Below are 16,744 nucleotides of genomic sequence, written 5' to 3' on the forward strand. Positions count from 1 at the left end.
GTCAACGAATCAGTGCACGGTCGGTTTGGAGAGGAGTTCGCGCAAGGTCGCTAGCAGCTCGCGACGATCTGCCGCACCGAGTTTGCCGCGGATGCGGGCCATGTGGTGTTCGACAGTCTTGCCGGAAATGAAGAGTTTGCTGCCGGCTTGTTTGTAAGTCAGGCCGTCGACGACCAGGCGGGCGACCTCAAGCTCGCGTTCGCTGAGTGCGCTCAAGCCGGTCGCCGCGCCCGGTGCCGGGGCGGCGGACTCAAGACGTCCGGTCGTGCCTTGGAACTGCCGAGCTGCTTCGAGGAGTTGGACCATCGCCTTGCGATCGGAGGTGCGAATCGCGGCTTGGCCCGCCAGCCGGGCCGCGTCCCAGCACAGGTCCAGTTCATGAAGTTCCGCGGCTGCTGCGGAGATTTCGCCTGGATCGAACGTGCCGCTGAGAACCGCAAGCCAGCATCCAGCGGCGCGGGCGAGCGCGGCCGGATAGCGGCCGCAGTCGGCGAAGTGGTTCAGCGCTGCCAGTTGCTGTTCGGCAGTGGCGCGGTCTTCTGTGGTGATCGCGGCGTGCAACTCGTGCCAGCACAGCGAGACCGTCCACAAAGGAGGGTTTCCCAGTCGGTCAAGCATTGCGTGCGCGCGTTCTAGTCGGCGGGACAGCTTGGCGTGCGCACCGGTCCGAGCGGCTGCGATTGCCAGTTCTCCCAACGGGAGCAGCGTAAACAGGTCCACTTGCTGACGCATGGACGCCTGATACGCCCGTTCCCACGACTGTTGCAGCCCGACCAGGTCGCTCGCTCGCCGGGCGAGGCCGAGTTCCAGTGTCGCGAAGAACAGTTCGTCACGGGCCTCAAGCTTGGTGCCAGCGACGGCGTCGCGGTGTTCCGTCGCGGCGGCAAGATGGCCGCCGGTCATCGCGACCCAGCCGAGAATCAGCCGGTGTCGGGTGGCAAGCAGGTCGCCGCCGACGCTGCTGGCTAATGCTCGTTCCAGCACCGACTCTGCGAGCGCCAGTTCGCCTGCGTGCAGGCCCGCGAGTGCAGCGAGTGCGGCCGGACTGTCCGGAAGGGGTGCGCCGCCGACTGCTGGTTCGAGCATTGCTGCGGCGCCTACGAGTGTCGGGAGCGCCTCTGTTCCGCAACCGACCACCGATTCCACGATCCCGTTTGCTGTTCGCGCAGCGGCACCGGTGAACAATGTCGGCGCGGCTCCAGGCATCGGGACGTTGGCGACAGTTTGACCGTCGGTGGTCTGGCCGGTTCCGACGAGGGCAATCGTGGCGAACGCGTCCACCGCGCCAGGGCCCACCCAGCGATAGCTTTCGCCATTCGGTTGGGGCTGTCCGGAGAACGCGGGATTGCCGTTGGGAGCGGGAGCGGGATCGGTCGGGGCTCCAGCAGCGTCCGCGCGGTGGGGGAGTGCGGAGGCTTGAGAGTCTGTCGAGCTGGCTAGTGTCCATTGGGTTGCCGCTTGGTGGTTCGTTGCCGCCGTAGCGGGACCTTCGTTGCTGGAGTCATGGCCGCCGGAGTTGGATGACGGAGTGGCCGCATGCTGACGGGACCAGTTGTCCGTGGCTGCGGCCCAGCGGTACAGCTCTGCAGTTCGGGCCAGTTCGCCGCGGTGAGCCAGGACTGTCGCGGCGATCTCGGCTCCGGCGGCTCGTGCTTCCGGATCTTCGCCGGACAGCATGCCGTCGCCCAGGCGGAGGGCGGTGTCCAAGTCTCCGGACAGTGCGGCGGCGCGGGCCCAACCCATCGTGGTCGCGGCGTCGCGGGCACCAGCTTCGGCGGCGGCTTCGAAGAGTCGCGCGGCATGTTTGGGGTCGGTGGGGAGTGCTTCGCTCGCGGCGGTTGCGAATGCGGTTGCTGCGGAGGCACCGGAGCTGCCGGCGTCGAGCAGAGACGTCGCGAGGTCAAGTACGGGCAGGCCCCGAGTCAGTTGTACTTCCACGAGTTGCTGCAACACAGCTAGGCGTCGAGCGGGTGGTCCGTAAGCGCGTACTGCTTCGGCGGCGGCAGGCAGGAGAATGTCTTCAGCATCAAGGAGGCCCGTCGCGCGGGCACCGTCGACGACTTCGGGCAGTTCGTCTGGTGTGCGCTCCAGCAATGAACACAGCAGGTCGAGGTTGCGGGCTGCGCCGGCTTCGGCGGCGATGAGGTAGCGGAGGACGTCGTCGTCGAGTGCTGCTAGTTCGGCGCGGAAGTCGGCGAGACGGCCGGTGACGACCCGTTCCACGAGACGAGGGACACCGCCGGTGCTCGCGTGCAGGGCGGGGGCGTCCGCAGTGCGGCCGGTGAGTTGTTTCGCGAGCTTCCCGACTTCGTCGACGGTCAGCGGCGGCAGCAGCAGTGTTTCGCCGAGGGACCGCAACGCTTGCGCGCGAGGGTTCGGACGATGTGCCACCACGAGCGGTCCCTCTTTGGCGGCCGCGAGCATGGTGAGCCTGGTCAGGTCTTCGTCGTCGAGCTGGTCTGCGTCGTCGACGACCGTGGCCTCGACACCTGCTTCGCGGTAGCTGCGATCGAGAGCGCCCAACAAGGCAGTCTTGCCGTAGCCGCCCGGCGCGACGACCACGAGCCGGACTGGGGCCGCGGGGGTGTCGGCGAGTTGTTCAAGGAGGCGGCGGGCTGCGGGGTGGACGGCGTCGTTGCCGGTTTTCGCCAGCAGTGCGTTCAACAGTGACCTTCACCGGAGGGAGCTGTGGCTGGGTGGGCGCACGAACTCAGGACAGGGGGACGGGGAGAAACGGGTTCCTTGTCGGCGGTCGCTTCGTGTGACGTGAGGACCGCGATCAGGATCGAGGAGCTGATCGCCAGTACTGCCGCCGCGGCGGCGAGCGGTCGCCATCGACGCAACAGTTTGGCAGCGCCCTCGGGCTCCGGCAGCGTGAATGGAGTGATCTCCACCGGCGGCCGCTCGGGTCTTTCCGGAAGTTCGGGTTCGCGGTCGACTCGCGGCAGCAACGTGGTTTCGGGGGCGGGGGCTTCCCTTCGCGCGAGAGGCCTCGTCCGTTGGCTGGCGAGGATCCCGGCCCCGATGGCCGCCGTATCGGCGGGTTGGGGGCCGGTAAAGAACGGGCAGGGCAGACGTCCAGGGCGAGTGCCCGGGCCGGGTTCGCCGCAGAACACGATGCCAGCCAGTGACTCCGGGGCGACGTTGGCCGCCTGCGCGAGGCCGAACGCCGTCTTGACCGCGGAACCCGGCGCGACGCCTTCCGTGCTGTTCCGGGCGATCCAGCCGCTGGCTCCCGAAGCGGTCGCCAAGGTGACGGTGACGCCGTCCGGGCCGAACTCGCACACCGCGGCTGTTCGGTCGCCCGCACCGGGTTCCGGGAGGTGGGCGTAGAGCGCGGCGACCGCGCTGGGAACGAGGGTGACCGCGGTGAAACCGGACTCCGTCAGCGACTGGCGCAGGAGTTCGCGTCGGTAACCGCCCCAGTCACCGGGGTGGGTGACGACGAGCTGGCGCGGCGGTTCGCCGGTCTGGCTGGCTGCGACGTCGGCGATGCCTTCGATGAAGACGGTGGTCAGGGACTCCGGGGTGAACGGTTCGCTGCCGATGAAGACCGGCACGTCGTCACCGATGCGGCGATGGAAACCGGTGATCAGGCGGGAGGGCACGGCGGCGCCGGCTTGAGTTGCCGCGTCGCCGGTGAGCAGGTATCCCTCGTCGTCGAGGAAGAGTGCGGTCGCGGTCGCCGGGGAGGTCTCGCCCAGCCACAACGGCTCGGGATCGTCCCACCGGTCACCTTGCCTGCGACGGAGCGCGGCGTGGGTCCGGGCAGCGCCGAGGTCGATGCCGAGCACGTAGGGCACCGCCGCTTCCTCCCTTCGTCGCAGTCAGGTTCGGCCAAGGGGCGTAACTCACTGAACGGATACGCATCCTCACCCGTTCGGGTCAGACGGGCAAGAGTGGGGTGGGATTTAACCCAACCGGGTTCCGCGTGTCCGATCCCCTAACTCCCTAACGATCTCATATCGACCCCCTAACGGCTGAGCGAGGCGCGACTGGGTGTAAACCCCGATGTGAGCGGGGGTGCCCCGTCCCTACCTTGGGCGCCACGCCCGGCCGGGGAGGGCCGGGCATTCCCCGTAATCACTACAAGTGGAGATCCCCCCATGGATTCGGTGCAGACTCTGCACGACTTCACGCTCACCTTGCTCCAAGACCCGTCCGCGCTCGCCGCTTTCGGCCAGGACCCGCAGGCAGCGCTGGCCGCTGCTGGGCTGGGCGACATCAGCGCCGCCGACGTGAACGAGGTCGCGCCGCTGGTGCTCGACTACGTGCCGGTGGACCACCTGGCCTCGCTCGGCCAGCTGCCCCAGGCGGGCGACCTGACCACTGCGCTCGGCGACGGCCCGCAGGGCGCGATCGAGCAGCTGCAGGCACTGACCGCTTCGCTCGGCGTCTCGGCTGGTGGCGCGGAAGCGTCCGCGGCTACGCCCGGGCTTCCGGGCCTCGGCGAGCTGCCGGCCGTGCCGGGCGTGGGCGAACTGCCCGGTCTCGGCGAACTGCCGGGCGCGGGCGCGCTGCCTGCTGTCGGCGACGTTCCGGGTCTCGGTGACCTGGCGGGTGCGGTGCCCGCCGGAGACCTTCCGGGCCTCGGCGAACTGCCCGTCGTGAGCGACGTGGCTGGTGCTTCGGCGCTGCCCGCCGCCGGTGAGCTGCCGGGCCTTGGCGAGCTTCCGGCAGTGCCGGGTCTCGGCGAGCTGCCGGGCGTCGGCCAGCTGCCCGGCCTCGGTGAACTGCCGGGTGCCGGTGCTCTTCCGGGCGTCGGTGCGCTGCCTGGTGTCGGCGACGTCGCCAGCGCGGTTCCGGCGCTGCCGACGGCCGGTGAGCTGCCGTCGGTTCCGGCTGTGCCGGGTGTCCCGGCCGTTCCGGGGCTGCCCTCGGTGCCGGGTCTTGGCGACGTGCAGAACGCTGCCGCGTCCGTCACCGCGCTGGTGCAGAACCCGACCAGTGCACTCGCCCTGGGCAACGACCTGGCCAGCGGCTTGGACTCCAGCGCGGTCGCGCAGGCGAGCGGGCAGGCGGCCACCGCGGCCGACGGTGCCATCTCGCAGGTGCAGCACGTCGGCGGCGAGCTCGCGGCGGCTTCCCCGGTGAACGTCAGCGACCTGCCGGTCGCGAACTCCGCCTCGCAGGTCGCCGACCACGCGACCGAGGCCGGCGGCGGGATTGCCGGGCACGTCAGCGACGCGGTCGGGACCGTCACCGAGAACGTCGGCAGCCTGAGCAACACGCTCAGCGCCAACGGGCTGAACCACGCGGTGAACGGCGTGACCCAGCAGGCGCACTCGCTCATCTCGCACGGCGAGTCCGAGCGTTCCGACGCCGCGACCGAGACGCACACCGGGACCGACGCCGGCGTCGGCATGGTGCACGACACCGTCTCGACGGTCTCCGACCTCGGGCACCAGGGCCTCGGCCTTGACCTGCACGCCGGTGCGGAGACCTCGCACGGCGGCGGTGAGCTGCACATTTCCCTCTGAGCAAGGGTAATTCGGGGGTGGCTCCGCGGTCTGGGTGCGACCGCGGAGCCACCACCCGGTTCGGATACTCCCCGTACACGGGGGACACTGGTTCGCCGTGACGGCTCCAGCTTGGCTCGAAGTGCTCGCCGAGACCTCGGATGCCTGCCGGACGCACGGCCGCGAAGACCTGGCGCAACGCCTTCGCCGGCGTCAGGACCGGCCTCCGGGGGGCACGCGGGTCGCTGTGCTCGGCTTTCCCAAGCAAGGCAAGGGCTACCTGGTCAACGCGGTGCTCAACGCGCCGGTCTGCCCGGTCGGCGACGCGGCGACTCCCGCGGTGCCGATCGAAGTCGGGTACGCGGCCGAACCCGGCGCGACGCTCGTCGGACGCGCCGACGAACGCATCCCGGTCGAGATCGAGAAGCTGACCGGCGAGGTCGGTGCCCGGCCTGCCGGGTCGCTGCGACGAGTCGAGGTCGGCGTCCCGCGCGATCTGCTGTCCGCAGGCCTGGTGCTCATCGACACCCCCGCGATCGGCGACCCGAGGTCGCCGCGCACAGCTGCCGCTCTCGACGTTCTCGCGGACGCCGACGCGGTCATTCTTGTTTCCGACGCAGCCGCTCCGCTGGATCAGGCCGAGCTGGCGCTGGCGCATCACATCCGGACTTGGTGTCCGCACGTGGTCATCGCGCTGACCAAGATCGACGTCAGCGCCGGATGGCGCACGGTCGCCGAACAGAACCGGACCGCGCTCTCCGCGGCCGGGATCGACTCGCCGGTGCTGCCGGTGTCGGCGACGGTTCGGTTCGCCGCGGCCAAGGGCGGTGACCAAGACCTCAATGCGCGGTCCGGCTTCCCGGAGTTGCTTTCCTGGATCGCGACGCAGGTTTCGCGACCGGCCGAGAGTACGGCCGCATTGCTCGCCGCCGTGAGTGTGCGCGCGGCCGCGGCCGAGCTAGTCGAGACGTTGCGAGCACGCGCCGAGGCGGCCGGGCAGGAAGCAGGCGTCGACCAGACGACGTTGCTGCAGCGTTCGCAACGTCGCGCCGATGAGCTGCGCCGACGCAACAGTCGCTGGCAGAACCTGCTGGCTGACGAGATCGCCGACCTGCAGTCCGACGCGGAATACGACCTGCGCGAACGCACCCGGAAGATCGTCGAGAGCATCGACGAGACCTTCGACCGCGGAGACCCGGTGAAGGTGTGGGACGAGTTCGGGCCGTGGCTGGACAGCACGCTCGCGGAAGCCGTCGAGACGACTTACACGTTCGCGGCCGAACGCGCGGAGTGGATCGCGCAGGCGGTCGCGGTGAGCTTCGGCGCGCAGTACGACCTGCCGGAATTGGCTTTGACCGACTCCGGCGCGGACCGGATCGCCGAGGTGCGGCAGCCGCGGATCGAGCGGTTCAAGATCGGGCAGAAGGCGTTCACCGGTCTGCGCGGTTCGTACGGCGGCGTGCTGATGTTCGGCCTGGTGACCGGGTTGGCGGGGCTGCCGCTGATCAACCCGGTGTCGATCGGTGCCGGCGTCGCGTTCGCCGCGAAGACGATCAGCGACGAGGGCGGCATGCGGCTGCAACGCCGGCAGGCGGTGGCCAAGATGACCGCGCAACGGCACGTCGACGACGTGTTCCTGCGGTTCAGCAAGGAATGCCGCGACGCGATCCGCCACGTGCAGCGACGGTTGCGGGACCACTTCACCGAGCTCGCGGACAGTCTCGCCGACGAGCTGACACGGGAACGCGAGATGATCATCGCCGGGTCGGCCGAGCGGGAACGGCGCAGCGCGGCGCTGCGGCGGGAGATCGACCGGCTGGCGGGGTTGCACAAGCGGGCTGGGGAGCTGGGGATGCTGGCTAATCGGGTGCCCAAGGAGTTGCCTGCGTGACCTTGGCCTGGCGGCGTGGGTTGTGGCGGCGTTCGCGCTTGGACAGATCGGTGATACTGGGCTGATCAGAGGCGGTGGAGTTGCCTGCATGGCTTCGACGGCGGGCTGGGTGCGGTGTTTTTGGCGGTGCTGGCGGCTTTTGTGGGCTGGTGATGCTGGCCGGTCGTCTCGTATGCGGAGGGGGCGGCGGTTAGTTGTTGTCTGCGTGACGTCGGATGGGGTGCCGGGCGTCGCGCGCGGCGGCTCTCTGGGTGGGCTTAGTTCTTCGGGCGGGACAGCTGAGGGGAAGCTGGCCAATCGGTCGTTATGGAGATGGTTGCGACTTCGGGTGGCTGCGGCGTTTGGTACTGGCCGGAGGAGGCGCGGTTTCTGAGCGCTGGCGACCGTGGTCGTGAGCGGGGTTCCGCATTGTGAGAGTGGGTTGGTCTTTGGCGCGGTGAGGCGTTTTGCTGCAGTGAAGGCGGTTTGGTGGGCGGGGGCGGGTCGCGCGTGGGTCGGATCAGTTAGTGACGGCATGCTTCGGCGGCGTCGCATCGCGGGAGCGGAGCCGGGAGACGTGGCCGCGTGGTGGAAGATTCGGAAAGTGCCCTTCTTGGGCGGTTGAGGGCGTTTCGGGAGATGTCTGCGGGGTTGATGGTGGCGGGCTTCGGGATTCGGTGAGCGGGGCGTTGCCGGGTAGTCGAGGATGTTCGGGGCTGTGCCGGGTGAGTCGAGTGAGGAGTGGTGTCGCGCGTGGGTGAGGACGTTCGGGCTCTTCTGGCGGATGCTTGTGCGTACTACCGCGACAGTCCGAGGGCTTCGGCGTTGCTGGGGGAAGCGCTTGACCATCTCGACGAGCCGCTTCGGGTGAGCATCGGAGGGCCTGCGGGGACGGGGAAGTCCACGTTGGCTGCGGCGTTGGGGGATTGGCCGACGCGGGCGTTGCGCGATCTGGAGTTTCTCGATGCGCCGCTGCCGTCGACGCTCACTGACGCATCCGTACGGCTGCTTCGCCACCTTGAGCCCGACCAGTTGGCAACGTTGCGTCCGACAACGCCTTCAGCGTTCGCGCGGCAGACGGCCGTTGACACGATCCTTGTGCTTGCGCGCGCGGACGAGACCGGTGCGGGGCGGATTGACGCACTGCTTACCGCGAAGCAGATTGCGCGGCGCGCGTGGCGCGAAGATCCACTGTGCAGCGGGTTCCAAGGCGTGATCGCGGTGGCGGCGCAGCTTGCGTACGGGGCGCGCGCGTTCACTGATGACGAGTTCGAGCTTCTCGCGGCCTTCGCGGCGGTGCCTCGTGAGGAGTTGGAGCGGTATCTGCTTTCGGTGGATTCCTTTACTGATCCGGCGTTTCCGGGGCCGGTGTCCGTCGAGACGCGACGGTCGTTGGTGGTTCGTTTCGGGCTGTTCGGGGTGAAGCTTGCGCTGACGCTCATCCGTACGGGCTGCGATGATCGGGTGAAGCTGTCGACGGAACTGGTGCGGCGCAGCGGTCTTGGCGAGCTTCGCGACACTATTGCGGGTTGTTTCGCTGCGCGTGCAGATGCGTTGCGCGCTCGGACTGCGTTGATTCGGTTGGAGACAGTGTTGAACGCGGAGCCTCGACCGCACAGTGATCGGCTTGCGGCGCGGGTTGAGCGGTTTTCGGCCGGCGCGCATGACTTCCGCGAGTTGCGGCTGATCGCGGACATTCGTGGCGGACGTACGGCTTTGGCGGGGGAGTCGGCGGAAGAGGCTGTGCGGTTGCTGGGCGCGGAGGGGACGGCGTCGGAGGAACGGCTGGGACTTGCGGCGGGTACGGATCCACGCGAGATGTATGAGGCCGGTCTTGACGCGGTGATGCGCTGGCGGCATGAGGCGGAGCGGCCGGACCGGGCGTTGGCGGAGCGCGCTGCGGCGCAGGTTGTGGTGCGCAGTGCGGAAGGGTTGCTGGCGCAGTTCGTTTGACCGGGGCAGCCGTCCGGGACGATCGCCCAGGACGGTCGGCCGGGACGACTGACCGAGGCGACTGACCGGAGAGGGCGGCCAGGGCGGTCGCCCGGGATGACTGACCCGGGCGGACGACTGGGACGGTCGCCCGGGGCGACTGACCGGGGCGGACGCCTAGGACGTTTGGTCAAGGCGACCGACCTACGCGACTTGACTGGGCAGTCGATCAGGGCGGGCGCCCGGGGCGGCCGACCGACTGAAGCAACGGGCTGGTGCGGCCGATGGTGTGGCTGATCAGGGCGATCGAACAGGGCAACCGGCCAGGGTGACCGACCGGGACAACTGACCAGGGCGATCGACCGGAGCAACCGGCCAGGGGGACCGGCCGGGACAACTGACCGGGGTGACTGACCGGGGCGGTCGGCCGGATCCCGGAACATCAGGCGTTGCCCAGCACCCGTCCGATGGTGAGTTCCAGGACCACCCGCTGCGGGTTTTCCCGCGGCTTCCGGTACCGCTGGGCGTAGCGCTCTTCGGCGTCGTGGACGGAAGCGGCGTCGTCGAGGAGGCGGATTCGGCCTTCCAGCGTGGACCAGGTCCGGCCTTCGAACTGGCATACCGCGGCGGCCAATCCGGTGTCGCCGGCGGCGCGGATGAGGCGGGCCTTGTACGAGGTCCCGGAGGCGATCACGCGGGCGATGCCTTGGTCGAAGTCGACCGTTACGCCGACCGCTACGACGTGTGGCGTTCCGTTGGGGCGGACCGTCGTGAGCGACGCGAGCCGTCGTTCGGTCCAGAACTGGCGGAAGCTCTCGTCGAGGGGCATGTCCGCACGCTAGACGAGACAGAAATTCAACTGCTTGTTGACCTCTTTAACAACCAGTTGTAGCGTTCCGCGGAACCAACGACGTCCTGGAGGATCCGCATGTCGTCGCTTCGTTCCCGTGCCTGGCAAGCCGCTTTGCTGGGCGGTCTGCTCGTGTTCGCCACCGCCTGCGGAGGAGGTCCTGACGGGGCCGGCGGCGGGCAGCAGCAGAAGCCGAGCGCTGTTCCGGACAACACCGCGTTGCTCGGGACGATCAAGGCCGATCCGCAGCTCGCCGAGGGGTTGCCGCCGGCTGTTGTGCAGGCCAAGACGTTGCGGCTGGCGTCCAATATCCAGTCGGCGCCGAACAACTTCTACGCCGCGGACGGCAAGACTCCGATTGGCTACGAGGTCGATCTGGCCAAGGCGGTCGGGGCGAAGCTCGGGGTGACCGTCGCGTACCAGGACCTGGCGTTCGGTTCGCTGATCACGAGCCTGCAGTCCGGGCGCGTCGATCTGACCATGGCCGCGATGAACGACACCAAGGAACGACAGCAGCAGATCGACTTCGTCGACTACTTCTCGTCCGGCATCACGATCATGATCCGCAAGGGCAACCCGGACGGCATCACCGGGCCGGACACGTTGTGCGGCAAGAACGTGGCAGTCGTGCAGGGCACCAGTCACCAGAAGTTCGCTACGGCGCAGAGCGCGAAATGCACTCAGGCGGGCAAGCCTGCCACCACGGTCACCGCGACTGACAGCGACAACCAGAACCAGAATCAGCTGCGCACCGGTCGCGTCGCGGCGATCCTGAACGACCTGCCGAGCGCGGTCTACATCTCGCGCACCGCGGGCGACGGCAAGTTCTTCGAGGTCGTTCCTGGCCAGCCGATCGAAGGCGGGCCGTACGGGATGGGCTTCGCGAAGAACAACTCGAAGCTGCGCGACGCCGTCAAGCAGGCGTTGCAGTCGCTCGTCGCCGACGGCACGTACGGCAAGATCCTGCAGTCCTGGGGCGTCGAGCAGGGCGCGATCAAGGAGGCGGCCGTCAATGGCGGAAGCTGAACCGCTGCCGATCGTCCGGCTGCGGCATTGGGGTCGCTGGGTCAGCGCGGTGGTGATCGTCGCGCTCCTGGTACTGCTGGGTTTCGCGCTCGCGCAGGCGCAGATCGACTGGGGTTCGGTACCCGACTTCGTGTTCTACCGCGTGATGGCGCTCGGCCTGCTCAACACCGTTGTGCTGGCGGTGATCGCGCAGGCGGTCGCGATCGTGCTCGGCATCCTGATCGCGTTGCTGCGGCTCAGCGCCAACCCGGTCGCGAAGTGGTTCGCGGCGGCCTACATCTGGCTGTTCCGCGGGCTTCCGGTGTTGTTGCAGATCCTGATTTGGTACAACCTGGCGCTGATCTTCCCGACCGTCTCGATCCCGCTGCCCTTCGGCGGCTACCTCGTGCACGAGCCGACGAACGTGCTGATCAGCGCGTTCACCGCGGCGCTGCTCGGGCTGGCGCTGAACGAGAGCGCGTACATGGCGGAGATCGTCCGCGCCGGGCTGACGAGCGTCGACGCCGGGCAGACCGAGGCCGCGAAATCCATCGGCATGACGCCTGGCGCGACGCTGCGCCGGGTCGTGCTGCCGCAGGCGATGCGCGTGATCATCCCGCCGACCGGCAACGACTTCATCAACATGCTCAAGGGCACGTCGATGGCGTCGGTGATCGGCGTGACCGAGCTGATCCACGCGGCCAACAACATCTCGTCCAACAACCTGCTGGTGATGGAGACGCTGATCGCGGCGGCGATCTGGTACATGGTCGTGGTGACCGTCGCCGGGGTCGGCCAGCATTACCTTGAACGGTCGTTCGGGGCGGCTGACCGGAGTCCCGTCGCGCGGGTCGGGAAGGCGTTCAAGGGGATGCCGCTGGTGAGGGGTGCGCGTGTCTGAACCGCTGCTGAAAGCTGTCGGGGTCCGCAAGAACTACGGGCACACCGAGGTGCTCAAGGGCATCGACCTGGAGGTCCGCAAAGGACAGGTGGTGTGCCTGCTCGGGCCGTCGGGAGCGGGGAAGAGCACGTTTCTCCGCTGCCTCAACCATCTCGAGACGATCGACGGCGGCCAGGTCTGGGTGGACGGCGAGCCGATCGGGTTCAAATTGCGCGGCGGCAAGCTGTACGAGCTGCGGGAGAAGGACGTCGCCCGGCAGCGCCGGGACATCGGCATGGTTTTCCAGCGGTTCAACCTGTTCGGGCACCGCACAGCGCTGGAGAACGTGGTCGAGGGACCGGTGCGGGTGCTCGGCGTCGACCCGGCGAAGGCCCGGAAAGAGGCGCTGGACCTGCTCGACCGGGTCGGGCTCGCGGACCGAGCGGGCGCTTACCCAGGGCAACTGTCCGGCGGGCAGCAGCAGCGCGTCGCGATCGCCCGGTCGCTGGCGATGAAGCCGAAGCTCATGCTGTTCGACGAGCCGACGTCCGCGCTGGACCCGGAGCTGGTCGGGGAGGTGCTCGCGGTGATGGGTACGTTGGCTCGGGAGGGGATGACGATGGTGGTCGTGACGCACGAAATGGCTTTCGCCGCGGAGGCCGCCGACGAGGTGGTGTTCCTCGCCGACGGCGCGGTGGTCGAGACCGGGCCGCCGGAGCGGGTGCTGAAGTCCCCGGAACACGAGCGGACGCGGCAGTTCCTCGCGCGGGTCCTGTCGTGACCCGGATCCCGCCCCGGTACCTGCTCCAGTTCGACGAGCCCGCGGGCTACCTGGACTTCGCGCGGTTCGGGCCGCCGTCGCACGCCGTGCTCGACACCACCGCGCGGCTGCTGGAGGCCACGACCAAGGCCGGTCCGTCCACTGTGGACGAAGTGATGCGGCAGGAGATCCGCGCGAAGGCAGCGGCCGCGCGGCTCTGCGGCAGCGACACCGACCACACCGTCCTGCTCCCGCACACCAGCCTCGGCCTGTTCCAGGCGGCGTTCAACAGCCACGGCGAAGTGCTCGTTTCGGCCGCGGAGTTCCCGGCCAACACGTACCCGTGGGCGCGCGCCGAGCAGGCCGGACGGGTGCGGATGCGGCGGCTGGAAGGCGGTTACGTCACTCCCGATCGGCTCGCGGAAGCGCTCACGCCGGAAACCGCAGTCGTTTCGGTGAGCGCGGTCGATTTCCGCACTGGTTACCGGGCTGATCTCGCCGCGTTGCGCGAGGTGGTGGGCGATCGGCTGCTCGTGGTCGACGGGATCCAGGGTTTCGGGGTCGTCGACGCGCCGTGGGAGGTCGCCGACGTGCTCGTGGTCGGCGGGCAGAAGTGGCTGCGGGCGGGCTGGGGCACCGGGTTCGCGGTGCTGTCCGACCGGGCGCTGGCGCGGATGGACCCGATCCTGTCCGGCTGGACCGGCGCGCGCGACCCTGGTTTGTTCGACAACGAGATCCACCCGGCCGACCCGACCGCGGCGAGCTGGTCGATCTCGAACCTCAGCCCGGTCACGTCCGGTGCGTTCGCGGCGGCGCTCGAACTGGTCGAGGAAACCGGCGTCGCGGCGATCACAGAACGGATCGGCGAACGCGTCGGCGAGCTTGAGGACGTGCTGCGCTCACTCGGCGCAGAGATCGTCTCGGCGACTGAGCGGCGCGCCGGGATTCTCGCGTTTTCGTTGCCGGACAAGCCCGCGGAGCAGGTCGGGGCGGCGTTGACGGCGGCGGGGATCGCGGCGACCGTGCGTCCGGAACATGTCCGATTGTCGCCGCACGCGTCGACCCCCGCCGCGGCTGCCGAGCTGGTACGGGACGCGCTGGAAACACTGCTGCGCCCGCGCCGGGTCGTGCCGGTCGCGTCGGCTGCGGGCACGGCGACGCATGAGCTGCTCACCGCCCTGATCCCGGCGGTGGACGGACTGGCGGCGATGCTCGGGCCGGGCAACGAGGTGTTGCTCCACGACCTGTCACGGCTGCCGGATTCGATCGTCGCGATCGCGGGGAAGCTCACCGGCCGTTCGGTCGGCGGGCCGATGACGGATCTGCTGCTCGGGCTCGTCCGGCGCGGCACGACGCAGGACCTGACCAACTACCGCACGCACAGCCCGGACGGGCGCGAGATCCGTTCGTCCACGTTGTTTCTGCGCGACGCCGACGGGACGGCGATCGGGTGCCTGTGCGTGAACAGCGAACTGCCCGCGGCGGCGCAGACGTCGGAGGAACGGCGGGACGAGACGTTCCTGCCGGACGTCGACAGCCTGCAGCGGTTTCTCGTCGGACGCGCGATCGGGAAGTCCGGGATCCCGGTGGAGCTGATGAAGAAGCGGCACAAGTCGGCGGTGGTCCGGGAGCTGGACGAGGCCGGGTATTTCCTGATCAAGGACGCGGTGGACCACCTGGCCGGGCAGCTCGAGGTGACGCGGTACACGATCTACAACTACCTCAATGAGATCCGGGGATGACGAGGTTCGCCGTGCCGCCCGGATTGGCTGTGGCGGTGCGGCGGCGGGAGGGCAGCGCGGGCGAGGCTTGGTTGCGGGAGCTGCCCGAGCTGGCCGCGGCGGCTTGCGCGCGGTGGGGGTGTCGGATTGCGGGGACTCCGCTGCATGGGGAGACCGCGATGGTGCTGCCCGTCGAACGTGGCGGGCAGGCCGCCGCGCTCAAGATTTCGTTTCCCCATCCGTGTTGTGCCGAGGAAGCTGCGGCGTTGGAGCACTTCGACGGTGCCGGAGCCGTGCAGCTGCTGGCGGCCTCCGCGGATCGTGCCGCCCTTTTGCTCGAACGCGTCGGCCCCGCGACGCTGGAAACGGTGCGCGCGGAGGAAGCGACCGAGATCGCTGGCGAGCTGGCCCGTCGGCTCGCGGTGCCCGCGCCGGCCGGGACGCGGTCGCTCGCCTCGACGCCCGGCCGTGGCTCGCGCAGCTGGAACAACTGGCAGCACCAGGGCTGTTGCCGACGCGCGAGGTGGACTGGGCACGCGAACTGATCACCCAGCTCGCCGAGGACCGGACTGCCACGATGTTGCACGCCGATCTGCATTTCGGGAATGTGCTGCGGGCGGAACGGGAACCGTGGCTGGCGATCGATCCGATCGGGTGGCGTGGGACAGCGGCTTTCGACGCGTTCACCGTGGTTGCGAAAACCACGCCGACACGCGACCTGGCCGGGTTGATCACGCGGTTTTCCCATGCCGCACAAGTGGATCCGGAGCTGGCGGAGCGATGTTGCCAGGCCCGGGCGGTCACTGCTTATCTGCACCAGGAGCACGTCGGCGGTGAATGGTTCGACCGCGACGTGCTCCTCGCGCTTATTTCAGGAACCTCTCCACCGCGTCCGTGGCCGCGGTAATCCCGCCGTTGGCTCGGATTTCCGCGCGCAGCTCAGCCAGCCGCGCGGCGACGTCCGGCGAACTGCTGACCTCATCGACCGCTTCGCGCAGGGATTTGGCGGTCACCTGGTCCGCGGGCAGATGCTTGCCGACTCCCAACGCTTCCAGCTGCGCGGCGTTGCCGAACTGGTCGACGGCTTGCGGGATGGCGACCGTCGGGACGCCGTACCACAGGGATTCCGTGCAGCCGCCCATGCCGGCGTGCGTGATGAAGGCGGACGCGACGTCGAGAATTGCCAGCTGTGGCACCGTTTCGTGCACCTCGACCGACTCCGGCAGCGGGCCTAGATCGTCCTTCGAGACGTGCTTGCCGATGGAGAGCACGACGTGCCAGTCTTCGAACTCGGTGATGCAGTGCCGGTAGACGTCCAGTTGGTCGTTGTATGCGGTGCCGAACGACACGAGCAGCACGGGTTTGCCGTCGGACGGCGGCGTCCAATGCTCCGCTGCGCGCGCCGGGTCGAGGCACGGGCCGACGAACTGGACCCGGTCTTCCGGCACACGGTCGGCGTTCGGCTGCATCGCGCGCGGGATCAGCGACAGGATCGGCACCGGTCGCGCGAGCCACGTCCAGGCGTCTTCGGTCACTCCGTTTTCCGCCAGCCACTCGGTAAAGGCGCGGTGGTAGTCCACTCCGGACGGTGAGGTGCGGATCGGTTTGAGGATGTCGGCGAGTTCCTCCTCGTAGCCGTCCCAGGCGACGTAGGTGGGGGAGAGCTGCACCGCAGGCACGTCGTAGCGGAGGCCGAGCAGCGGTGCGCCGAGGCCGCCGATGTCGTAGAGCAGCAGGTCCGGGCGGTCGTGGTCGAAGGTTTCGATCAGCCGCGGGTGGATCGCGACGGCCTCGTCGAGGAAGACGCGCATTGCTTCGGCTGGGTCTTCCGGCCATTCCGCGTCCGGGCCGAGCGGGAAGATCGTGGGATGCGCGACGACGTCCGCGCCGGTCGCTTCGACGAGTTCGGAGAGCGGTTCGCCGACGACGTAGCTGACCCGGTGCCCGCGCCGCACCAGCTCGCGAATGATCCCCAGCGATGGGTAGACGTGGCTCGGCGCGGAGCAGCCGACCATGACGATGTGCTTGCCCATAAGGCGAAAGTGTCCTTTCCGGACGAGATGCGGTCCGGCACGCAGAGCAGGGGCCGCCCGGTGGCGGGCGGCCCGGAAAGTCGTGCCGGGATCAGGACAGGCGGCAGCGGGCGAAGATCGTCATGAATCCGGACGGTAGTGCGGGTGATCGCGGGGAGCAACCGGATTAGCCGGGCCGTGCTTGCCATCGTGAACGACTCGGTGTTGCCCACCACTTTTCAACACAGTCGACTT

The 16,744-nt window shown here is 68.9% G+C and carries 14 protein-coding genes; 10 read left to right on the top strand and 4 right to left on the bottom strand.

The window, feature by feature from the left end; genetic code table 11:
* Positions 1-9 precede the first annotated feature (9 nt).
* Complete coding sequence (locus EIZ45_RS13895) at positions 10-2,223, bottom strand: helix-turn-helix transcriptional regulator (protein WP_240690644.1); 2,214 nt, start codon at positions 2,221-2,223, stop codon at positions 10-12.
* A gap of 27 nt (positions 2,224-2,250) precedes the next feature.
* On the opposite strand from EIZ45_RS13895, the gene EIZ45_RS46805 reads away from it, so the two are divergent.
* On the top strand, positions 2,251-2,670 hold the full coding sequence (locus tag EIZ45_RS46805) for a hypothetical protein (RefSeq protein ID WP_240690643.1): 420 nt from the start codon (positions 2,251-2,253) through the stop codon (positions 2,668-2,670).
* Here EIZ45_RS46805 and EIZ45_RS13900 read toward each other — a convergent pair.
* Positions 2,661-3,803, bottom strand: a complete 1,143-nt coding sequence (locus EIZ45_RS13900; RefSeq protein WP_037811993.1) for a molecular chaperone DnaK — start codon at positions 3,801-3,803, stop codon at positions 2,661-2,663. The two genes, EIZ45_RS46805 and EIZ45_RS13900, sit on opposite strands and share 10 nt — an antisense overlap.
* A gap of 303 nt (positions 3,804-4,106) precedes the next feature.
* On the opposite strand from EIZ45_RS13900, the gene EIZ45_RS13905 reads away from it, so the two are divergent.
* From EIZ45_RS13905 to EIZ45_RS13915, 3 genes are all read left to right on the top strand, one after another.
* A complete protein-coding gene (locus EIZ45_RS13905) occupies positions 4,107-5,480 on the top strand; it encodes an IniB N-terminal domain-containing protein (RefSeq protein ID WP_037811991.1) in 1,374 nt (457 codons plus the stop codon).
* Between the two features lie 97 nt (positions 5,481-5,577).
* A complete protein-coding gene (locus EIZ45_RS13910) occupies positions 5,578-7,350 on the top strand; it encodes a dynamin family protein (RefSeq protein ID WP_037811989.1) in 1,773 nt (590 codons plus the stop codon).
* A gap of 732 nt (positions 7,351-8,082) precedes the next feature.
* Complete coding sequence (locus tag EIZ45_RS13915; protein WP_167756432.1) at positions 8,083-9,282, top strand: GTPase; 1,200 nt, start codon at positions 8,083-8,085, stop codon at positions 9,280-9,282.
* Positions 9,283-9,703: 421 nt separating this feature from the next.
* Here the strand turns inward: EIZ45_RS13915 and EIZ45_RS13920 are convergent, their stop codons facing one another.
* Entirely contained in the window at positions 9,704-10,090 is a 387-nt protein-coding gene (locus EIZ45_RS13920; RefSeq protein WP_134663241.1) for a pyridoxamine 5'-phosphate oxidase family protein, read from the bottom strand.
* Positions 10,091-10,189: 99 nt separating this feature from the next.
* Here EIZ45_RS13920 and EIZ45_RS13925 point away from each other — a divergent pair, with 99 nt between their 5' ends.
* The 6 genes from EIZ45_RS13925 to EIZ45_RS47365 are packed head-to-tail and all read left to right on the top strand — an operon-like array spanning position 10,190 to position 15,384.
* Positions 10,190-11,137, top strand: a complete 948-nt coding sequence (locus EIZ45_RS13925; protein ID WP_134663240.1) for an ABC transporter substrate-binding protein — start codon at positions 10,190-10,192, stop codon at positions 11,135-11,137.
* The gene (locus tag EIZ45_RS13930) at positions 11,124-12,017 is read left to right on the top strand and encodes an amino acid ABC transporter permease (protein WP_134663239.1); all 894 of its coding nucleotides are present in this window, start codon (positions 11,124-11,126) and stop codon (positions 12,015-12,017) included. Before EIZ45_RS13925 ends, EIZ45_RS13930 begins: the two co-directional genes overlap by 14 nt.
* Complete coding sequence (locus EIZ45_RS13935) at positions 12,010-12,777, top strand: amino acid ABC transporter ATP-binding protein (protein WP_134663238.1); 768 nt, start codon at positions 12,010-12,012, stop codon at positions 12,775-12,777. The genes EIZ45_RS13930 and EIZ45_RS13935 overlap by 8 nt, the downstream gene beginning before the upstream one ends.
* Positions 12,774-14,498 (top strand): aminotransferase class V-fold PLP-dependent enzyme, encoded by a 1,725-nt coding sequence (locus EIZ45_RS13940; RefSeq protein WP_134663237.1) that lies wholly within the window; start codon positions 12,774-12,776, stop codon positions 14,496-14,498. The genes EIZ45_RS13935 and EIZ45_RS13940 overlap by 4 nt, the downstream gene beginning before the upstream one ends.
* Entirely contained in the window at positions 14,495-15,022 is a 528-nt protein-coding gene (locus tag EIZ45_RS47360; protein ID WP_134663236.1) for an aminoglycoside phosphotransferase family protein, read from the top strand. The genes EIZ45_RS13940 and EIZ45_RS47360 overlap by 4 nt, the downstream gene beginning before the upstream one ends.
* Positions 14,986-15,384, top strand: coding sequence for an aminoglycoside phosphotransferase family protein (locus EIZ45_RS47365; RefSeq protein WP_134663235.1), 399 nt, complete (start codon positions 14,986-14,988; stop codon positions 15,382-15,384). Before EIZ45_RS47360 ends, EIZ45_RS47365 begins: the two co-directional genes overlap by 37 nt.
* Here EIZ45_RS47365 and EIZ45_RS13955 read toward each other — a convergent pair.
* Complete coding sequence (locus EIZ45_RS13955) at positions 15,344-16,510, bottom strand: macrolide family glycosyltransferase (protein WP_134663234.1); 1,167 nt, start codon at positions 16,508-16,510, stop codon at positions 15,344-15,346. The two genes, EIZ45_RS47365 and EIZ45_RS13955, sit on opposite strands and share 41 nt — an antisense overlap.
* Positions 16,511-16,744: the final 234 nt, after the last annotated feature.

It is taken from the genome of Amycolatopsis sp. CFH S0740 (assembly GCF_004522315.1).
Classification (GTDB): domain Bacteria; phylum Actinomycetota; class Actinomycetes; order Mycobacteriales; family Pseudonocardiaceae; genus Amycolatopsis; species Amycolatopsis nivea.

Excerpts from the sequence above, each read along its gene's own strand:
- EIZ45_RS13905 (WP_037811991.1), top strand. The coding sequence starts at position 4,107 with ATGGATTCGGTGCAGACTCTGCACGACTTCACGCTCACCTTGCTCCAA.
- EIZ45_RS13920 (WP_134663241.1), bottom strand. The coding sequence starts at position 10,090 with ATGCCCCTCGACGAGAGCTTCCGCCAGTTCTGGACCGAACGACGGCTC.
- EIZ45_RS13925 (WP_134663240.1), top strand. The coding sequence starts at position 10,190 with ATGTCGTCGCTTCGTTCCCGTGCCTGGCAAGCCGCTTTGCTGGGCGGT.
- EIZ45_RS13930 (WP_134663239.1), top strand. The coding sequence starts at position 11,124 with ATGGCGGAAGCTGAACCGCTGCCGATCGTCCGGCTGCGGCATTGGGGT.
- EIZ45_RS47360 (WP_134663236.1), top strand. The coding sequence starts at position 14,495 with ATGACGAGGTTCGCCGTGCCGCCCGGATTGGCTGTGGCGGTGCGGCGG.
- EIZ45_RS13955 (WP_134663234.1), bottom strand. The coding sequence starts at position 16,510 with ATGGGCAAGCACATCGTCATGGTCGGCTGCTCCGCGCCGAGCCACGTC.